General features: G+C 72.0%; 5 protein-coding genes. 2 read left to right on the top strand and 3 right to left on the bottom strand.

Annotated elements, in window-relative coordinates:
* Positions 1-314: 314 nt before the first annotated feature.
* Positions 315-704 (top strand): STAS domain-containing protein, encoded by a 390-nt coding sequence (locus OO60_RS43830; RefSeq protein ID WP_003096711.1) that lies wholly within the window; start codon positions 315-317, stop codon positions 702-704.
* Here the strand turns inward: OO60_RS43830 and OO60_RS43825 are convergent, their stop codons facing one another.
* Positions 705-1,448, bottom strand: a complete 744-nt coding sequence (locus tag OO60_RS43825; RefSeq protein ID WP_003096714.1) for an ATP-binding protein — start codon at positions 1,446-1,448, stop codon at positions 705-707.
* A 249-nt stretch (positions 1,449-1,697) separates the two neighbouring features.
* On the opposite strand from OO60_RS43825, the gene OO60_RS43820 reads away from it, so the two are divergent.
* Positions 1,698-4,847, top strand: coding sequence for a family 78 glycoside hydrolase catalytic domain (locus OO60_RS43820; protein WP_155848954.1), 3,150 nt, complete (start codon positions 1,698-1,700; stop codon positions 4,845-4,847).
* A gap of 3 nt (positions 4,848-4,850) precedes the next feature.
* Here OO60_RS43820 and OO60_RS43815 read toward each other — a convergent pair whose 3' ends face one another.
* Together OO60_RS43815 and OO60_RS43810 are read right to left on the bottom strand one after the other, a co-directional pair.
* Positions 4,851-6,347 (bottom strand): non-reducing end alpha-L-arabinofuranosidase family hydrolase, encoded by a 1,497-nt coding sequence (locus OO60_RS43815; protein WP_003096720.1) that lies wholly within the window; start codon positions 6,345-6,347, stop codon positions 4,851-4,853.
* Positions 6,348-6,471: 124 nt separating this feature from the next.
* Positions 6,472-7,338: a LysR family transcriptional regulator gene (locus tag OO60_RS43810; protein ID WP_003096723.1), complete on the bottom strand. Its 867-nt coding sequence runs from the start codon at positions 7,336-7,338 to the stop codon at positions 6,472-6,474.
* Position 7,339: the final 1 nt, after the last annotated feature.

The following is a 7,339-nucleotide window of genomic DNA, read 5'->3' as shown; positions in this document are numbered from 1 at the left end:
CAGTGGGTCGGGAACACCTTGTTCATCTGGTGCCGCAGGCCCTTGGCCAGCCGGTACCGCTGGTCGGCGTTGTTCGCGGCCTCGCCCAGCGCCTTCTCGGCGGCACTCGAGCCCTTGGTCGGCGTGGTGAGTGAACTCATCCGCGGTCCGCTCCTCCCGGTCGTGCTCGCCCCGACCGTGACACCGCTGAATCGGAGGCGCAACGAAAGGCGGCGATTTGCATCGGGTCTGCATCGACGGCTACGGCCGTTCACCACCGCGAGGGCTTCGCGGGTGTACGGTGGATTCACCCGACCGGACGGGAGGTGGCCCCGATGCCTCCGAGCCGGCGCGGTCCGTGGCGGCGCTCCTCGCCGATCCTTTCCGTCGAACGCACCTGGATCCGGACCGACCTGCTGGTCATCAGCGCGGCGGGGGAGATCGACGCCACCTCGGCCCGGTTGCTGCAGCGGGCGACCTGGGACGACCTGGCCCCGGTGACGGTGCTGGACCTGGCGAAGGTGACCCTGCTCGGTGCCGCCGGGCTGCGGGTGCTCGCCGTGCTGGCGCACCGCGCCCACACCGAGGAGCGGGTGATCGCACTGGTGAGCCCGCCGCACCCGGTGTCCGTGGTGCTGCTGACCTTCTGGAACGACCGGCGCGTGCTGCTGTACTCGACGCTGGCCGAGGCCCTGCGCGCCCACCCGGCGACGATCGGGCCGTGATCAGCCGGGCCGGCCCTCCGACGTCAGGACCGCCCAGACGACCTTGCCGCCGGACCACCTCGGGCTGCAGCCCCACTCCGCGGCCGACTGCGCCACGATGTGCAGCCCGAGCCCGGACGCGCCGGGCGTCGGCCGCGGCAAGAGCACGGCCGGCCTCGGATCGTCGTCGAGGACGGCGATGGTGAGCCGGTCCCGGCGCAGGTCCAGCCGCAGGGTGATCGCGGAACCGGTGTGCCGGAGGGTGTTCTCCGCCAGCTCGCCGGCCACCAGGATCCCGTCGTAGACGAAGTGCGGCACCGACCACCGCGCGCAGGCTTCGCGGACCGCGGTCCGCGCCAGCGCCGGTGCTTCCGGGTCGCGGTGGAGCGGCAGCTCGAGCTGCCGCCGCGCCGGACGGCACAGCGCCCGCTCCGCGCTGGGGACGTCACCCTGGATCGCCACCCGGCGGTGCACGCCCTGTTCCCGCAGCGTGCGTGCCTGGTCCTCGGTCCCGGTGGCCAGCGCGAACGGGATGCCCGGCCACGTCCCGAGCCGCCGGGCGACCAGCCCGAACACGCTCAGCGGCGCGAAGCCGTCGAAGTCGAGGCCGTCGATCCGGGCGATGACGGCGTCCGGCGTGTCCGCCGCGACCTCCAGCAGACCGTCACGCAGCCGCCGGTAACTGCCGAGGTGCAGCCCGCCCTGCGCGGTGACCAGCGCGAACCGGGCTTGCGACGTCACGTCGAGTTCGAGCGGGCGGCGCATCGTCAGCTCCTCGGCCGGTGGCGGGCGCGTCCTGTACCTGCCACGCTAGAACCCCGGCACCGAGCCGGTAAGTCCGCAACCGGCTGAAGCTTTTCATCCGCGGTACGAGGTCCACAGTGGACTGACCGCGGCCGGTTCACCCATCCGGGGAGCTTCCCGACAAATTCTTGTCTCGTCCGGTGTCTTGTGACGGGCGTCACGGCGGTGGTACGTTCCTGAAACGTTTCAAGTCCGGCGAGTGGAGCGTTCATGTCCCGCATTCGCGTCCGAGTCGTGGTCACTGCCCTGTTCGCGTTGGTCGCGACGTCGTTCGCGGCGGCACCCGGGAGCGCGGCCGGGCCGGAGCAGGCCCTCCGGGCGGTCGACCTGCGTGCCGACAACGTTGTCAACCCGCTGGCCGCGCGGAGCACGCCCACGCTGGGCTGGAAACTGCGCTCCGAACGGCCCGGTGAACGGCAATCCGCGTACCGGATCCGCGTCGCGAGCAGCCCGCGGCTGCTCGCCGAGCACCGTGCCGACGTCTGGGACAGCGGCCGGATCGCGAGTGCGGACTCCGTCGCCGTGCCCTACCGCGGCCCCGCCACCCCCGCCGGGCAGCGGAACTACTGGACCGTCGAGGTGTGGGGCACCCGGGGTGCGCCCGCGGCCGAAGCCGGACCGGCGTGGTGGGAAACCGGGGCCGGCTGGGCCGGCGCCCAGTGGATCACCCCGGACACCGGGGACGCCTACGCCTGGCAGGACTTCGCCCTGGACGTCGACTTCACCGTCAAGGCGGCGGCCGCGGCCGTGGTCTTCCGGGCCGCCGGGCCCGACGACTTCCTGATGTGGCAGGTGAACGCCGCCGAGACGCCGGGCAAGGTGCTGCTGCGGCCGCACGCGAAGAGCCACGGCTCGTTCTCGCTGCTCGGGGAGACCGACCTGAGCCCGGTGATCACCCCGCAGACGGCGAACGCCCGGCACCACCTGCGGATCGAAGCGCGGGGGAGCACCGTCGTCACGGCGATCGACGGCACCACGGTGGATTCCCGGCCGGTCGACGCGGTGCGCGCGGGCACCATCGGGTTCCGGACCTCGGTCAGCCAGGGCACGCCCGAGGCCGCCGCCTACGACAACCTGACCGTGCACGGGCTCGACGGCACGCAGCTGTTCTCCGACGACTTCTCGGCCACTCCGGACTCACGGTTCCCCGGGGCCGCGATCGACGGCGGGCAACTCGAACCGCAGGGCGATCCGCTCCTGCTCGCCCAGTCGCCGGACGCGCCGCTGCTGCGCCACGAATTCGTCCTCGGCAAACCGGTCGCGAGCGCGCGGGCGTACGTCTACGGGCTCGGGTTCTACGAACTGCACCTCAACGGCGGCAAGGTCGGCGATCAGGTGCTGTCGCCGGGCAGCACGCCCTACGACCGGCGTGCCCTCTACGACTCCTTCGACGTGACATCGCAGGTCCACAAAGGACATAACGCGGCGGCCCTGTGGCTGGGCAACGGGTACGGCCCGCGCTTCAGCCGGTACGGGTTCCGCTGGACCGGCCCGAAACAGGGCATCCTCGCGCTGGCCGTCACCTTCGCGGACGGGACCCGGCAGACGGTCACGACCGACGGCTCCTGGCGCTGGTCGGACGGCCCGGTGACGGCCAACGACCTCTACGCCGGCGAAAGCTACGACGCCCGGCTCGAGCGAGCCGGCTGGGACCGGCCGGGCTTCGACGACGCGGCCTGGCACCCGGTGCGGACCGCGGCCGCCCCGGCGGCGGAGTTCACCGGCTCGGCCGCGCCGCCGATCCGCGTGGTCCGCACCCTGCGGCCGGTGGCGGTGCAGCAGCCGCGGCCCGGCGTGTACGTCTACGACTTCGGCGAGAACTTCGCGGGCTGGGCGCGGCTGCGCGTCGCCGGGCCGGCCGGCACGACCGTGCGGATGCGCACCGCCGAAGAGCTGACCGGGGACGGGACGCTCGACACCACGACCAACCGCAACGCCGCCTCCACCGACTCCTTCACCCTCGGCGCCGCGCGCGGAGTCCAGGTCTACGAGCCCCGGTTCACCTACCACGGCTTCCGCTACCTCGAGCTCACCGGCTACCCGGGGACGCCGGACCTCGGCAGCGTCGCCGGCCGCGTCGTGCACGCCGACGTGGCCGCCACCGGGCACGTCGAGACGTCCGACCCGCTGCTGAACGCCATCTGGGCGAACAACCGGCGGGCCGTGCTGAACAACTCGATGAGCCTGCCCACCGACAACCCGGTCCGCGACGAGCGGACGCCGCCGGGCATGGACGTGCAGGCTTACCACGACGCGGCCGTCCTCGACTTCGGCATGGACGGCTTCTACGGCAAGTACCTGCTCGACCTGCCGCCCGGGACGGCGTTGCCCAGCGACGACGGCAACGCCCAGCTGCCGGACATGGGCGGCGGCTCGGTCGACCTCGCCTGGTCGCTCTACGAGCAGTACGGCGACCTCTCGCGGCTGGCCGCGGCCTACCCCGCCATGAAGTCCTTTGTGGACACCAATGCGGCCGCGCTCCCGGGCCGCATCTGGCCGGACGACCGCGGCTTCGGCGACTGGTGCCCGCCCGACCGGAGTCCGAACGCCGGATCCGGCCAGGGGAACCCTTCGGCAGGCGCCTGTTCCAGCGAACGCTCCCTGGTGAACACCGCGTTGTCGTACCGGCAAGCCGAAGCCGCCGGGAAAGCGGCGCAGGCACTGGGAAAGCCCGGCGACGCGGCCCGGTTCGCCGACCTGGCAACATCGATCTCCGCCGCGTTCAACGCGCACTTCCTCGTCGGCGCCACCTACGGCGACGGCAGGCAGACGACCAGTATCCTCCCGCTCGCGTTCGGGATCGTGCCGCCGGACAAGGTCGCCGCGGTCGGCGCGAAGCTCGTGGACACGATCCTGAACCAGGACGCCGGCCACCTCGACACCGGCATCTTCGGCACCCGCTACCTGCCCGAAGCGCTCGCCAAGGCGGGCCGCATCGACGTCGCCCTGACCGTGCTCCGGCAGCGGACCTACCCCGGCTTCGGGTACGAGATCGGCCGCGGCGCGACGACCCCGTGGGAGCAGTGGACGTACGAGTCCGGCATGGAAACCCACGACCACGCGATGTTCGCCGGCCTCAACGCGGCGTTCTACACGCAGTTCGCCGGTATCACGCCCGCGTCGCCGGGGTACGCGTCGATCGCCGTCGCCCCGCAGGTGCCCGCCGGGCTCGGGCACGTGGCGGCGTCGATCGACACGGTCCGCGGGCCGGTCGCGTCCGAGTGGACGCAGACCGGCTGCCGGTTCGACCTCACCGTCACCGTCCCGGCCAACGCGACCGCGACGGTCACCCTGCCGACGGGCCGTCGGATTTCCATCGGCTCCGGCACGTCGAAGTTCACCGTCCGGCACTGCGCCTGACGGTCAGCGCTGCAGCGTCAGCACGCCCGGCCGCCAGGGCAGGTGGTTGTAGTCGGTACCGTCCGAGGCGGGGTTCCGTCCTTGGTAGAGCAGCTGGAGGTGGCACGGGTCGACGGTCTTGGTCTGGTCCGGGTTCGTGCGGACCAGGTCGCCGTGGCTGATGTCGTTGGTCCAGGTCGCGCCGCTGTTCGCCTTGCCGGCGAAGGGATTGCTCTCGGTCGCGGCCTGCGGGGTCCACGAACCGCCGAGGCTGCTCGCGGTGAACGAACGGAAGTAGCGGCCGTTCGCGCCCATGGCCTCGACGAGCATGAGGTACTGGTTCTGGCCCTGGACCTGGTAGACCTCGACCGCCTCGAAGAGGTTGGCCGTCGTGTCGCTCATGATCGTCGTGTACGACGAGCCGAAGCTGCCCGGGAAGTTCCCGATCGGCATGCTCGCCCGGTAGATCTTGCCGTTGTCGCCGGCGAAGAACAGGTACATGTTCGTGCCGTCGCCGATGAGCGTCTGGTCGAGGGGCGCCGAGCCGGAGATGCTCCCGGAGAACAGCTCCTGGGGCGCCGACCAGCCGTTGACGTTGGTGGGATCGCTCGACGTCCGGTAGCTGAACGTCGTCGGGCCCCACTGGTAGGCGAGGATCCAGACGTTCTTCGGGGCGAAGTAGAACAGCGTGGGCGCGACGGTGCCGGTGCTCATGCCGGTCTGGCCGGCCGAGGCCATGTCGGACCAGTTCGTGAAGGGCGCGAAGCCCATCGAGCCGTAGCCCCCCGAGGTGTCGGTCGTCGACCCGTACACGACGTGCTTGCCGTTGTAGACGACGTTGGTGAAGTCCTTCAGCGCGCCCCAGCCCGCCTTCGGCTCGGCCAGCGAGCCCGTGGACGACCAGTGGTACGCCGACGGAAGGGCGCACGACGCCGTGTCACCCACCCTGACGAGCTGCCACTGCTGGTTGGCGCCCTGCCAGTCGCCGTACTGGACGATCGCGGCGCCGTCGGCGGTCGACAGGCCGCTCACCTCGACCGCTTTGCCGCTGTTGCGGTTGAGCAGCCGGACGTAGCCGCCGTCGGAGTCGGCGAGGCCGAACTGCTGGTTGGTGCCGTTGAGGTCCGTCCACTGCTGGACCTTCCCGCCGTCGGCGGTCGACCAGCCGTCGACGTCGAGGACCTTGCCGGAGTTCTTCGACTTCAGCCGGTAGTAGCCGTTGCCGGAGTCGACGAACTGCCACTGCTGGTTGGCTCCGTCGTGGCGGGCCCACTGCTGGACCGCGGCCCCGTCGGCGGTGGACGCACCGGAGACGTCCAGCGCCTTGCCGCTGTTGCGGTTGACGAGCACGTACCACGCGTTCGTGTCGACGGTCGCCGCCGACGCCGCGGCGGGTGTGAGCGCGACCGCCGCGGCGGTCGCGAGGACGGTGGCGAGCAGAGTGCTCAGCGCACGTCCCGGTCGGACGCGCCGCGCGCGGCGGGGTGCCCCGGGCGGCGGGGACTGGCCCAGCGAACTCATGGTGGTGCTCCTTTGCAGGCACGATGTGTTAGCGCTAACAAATGTAAGCAGATTCGTCGTCCCGGGGACAAGGGCATCGCCTATTTCGATTGTTTCCCGCGTGGCGTCCTTTGTGGACTGTGCCTCAGTGCTCGTCCCGGAAGGTCCCGACCACGCACTCGGCCGCGCTGCTCGCCTGATCCGTGGCCACGACGACGCTGCCGGTGATCGTGATCGCGGGGTCCAGGGGAATGGACCGGACCCGGGTGGAGCGGATTTCGGCGACCTGGTCGGCGGGCAGCACGGTCCAGCTCCGCGGATCCGAGCCGACTTCGACGATCGTGTCCTGGAGCGTGCCGGTCGGCCGGCCCGCTTTCGGGTGCAGGCCGGTCTCGCGCAACGCCAGGACCACGGCGTCGTGCAGGGGCGCGTCGTGCTCGCGGGCGGGCACGCGCAGGGTGTCGTCGGCCAGCTCGGCCAGTCCGACGGCCGGGCGGCCGGCGGCCGGGTGGTTGCGGGCCACCACCGCGTAGAGGCGTTCGGTCCAGGTCGGCAGGACGGTGAGGCCGGGCACGGCACGCACGCCCCGCGTGAGCGCCAGGTCGAGTTCGCCCTGCCGGAGCGCGTTGAGCCGGGCGGTGACCGGCAGGTCGACCAGGACCACGTCGAATTCCGGCGCCCGCTCGCGGAGGGCGTCGATGCCGCGTTCCAGGCGGGCCGTCAGGCCAGGCGCGGTGCCGATGCGGACGGTCGTCATGCCCTGCTTCGCGGCGATCGCCACCTGGCCGGCCGCGGCGAGCGTGGTGCGGGCCGCGTCGAGCACCCGGTGCCCGGCCGCGGTGAGCCGGACGCGGCGGGGCGAGCGGTCCAGGAGCCGGACGCCGAGTTCCCGTTCCAGCCGGGCGATCTGCTGGCTGACGGCGGGCTGGGCGATGTGCAGCCGCTCGGCGGCCCGGCCGAAGTGCAGTTCCTCGGCGACCGCGACGAAACAGCGCAGTGCCCGCAACTCCACG

The sequence above is a fragment of the Amycolatopsis vancoresmycina genome, from assembly GCF_000716785.1.
Taxonomy (GTDB): Bacteria; Actinomycetota; Actinomycetes; order Mycobacteriales; family Pseudonocardiaceae; genus Amycolatopsis; species Amycolatopsis vancoresmycina.
Note: the sequence above shows the minus strand (reverse complement) of the source record. Positions and strands in the feature narration are given on the sequence as shown.

Coding starts and splice junctions, on each gene's coding strand:
- OO60_RS43815 (WP_003096720.1), bottom strand. CDS start 6,347: ATGAGTTCGCTGGGCCAGTCCCCGCCGCCCGGGGCACCCCGCCGCGCG.
- OO60_RS43820 (WP_155848954.1), top strand. CDS start 1,698: ATGTCCCGCATTCGCGTCCGAGTCGTGGTCACTGCCCTGTTCGCGTTG.
- OO60_RS43830 (WP_003096711.1), top strand. CDS start 315: ATGCCTCCGAGCCGGCGCGGTCCGTGGCGGCGCTCCTCGCCGATCCTT.
- OO60_RS43825 (WP_003096714.1), bottom strand. CDS start 1,448: ATGCGCCGCCCGCTCGAACTCGACGTGACGTCGCAAGCCCGGTTCGCG.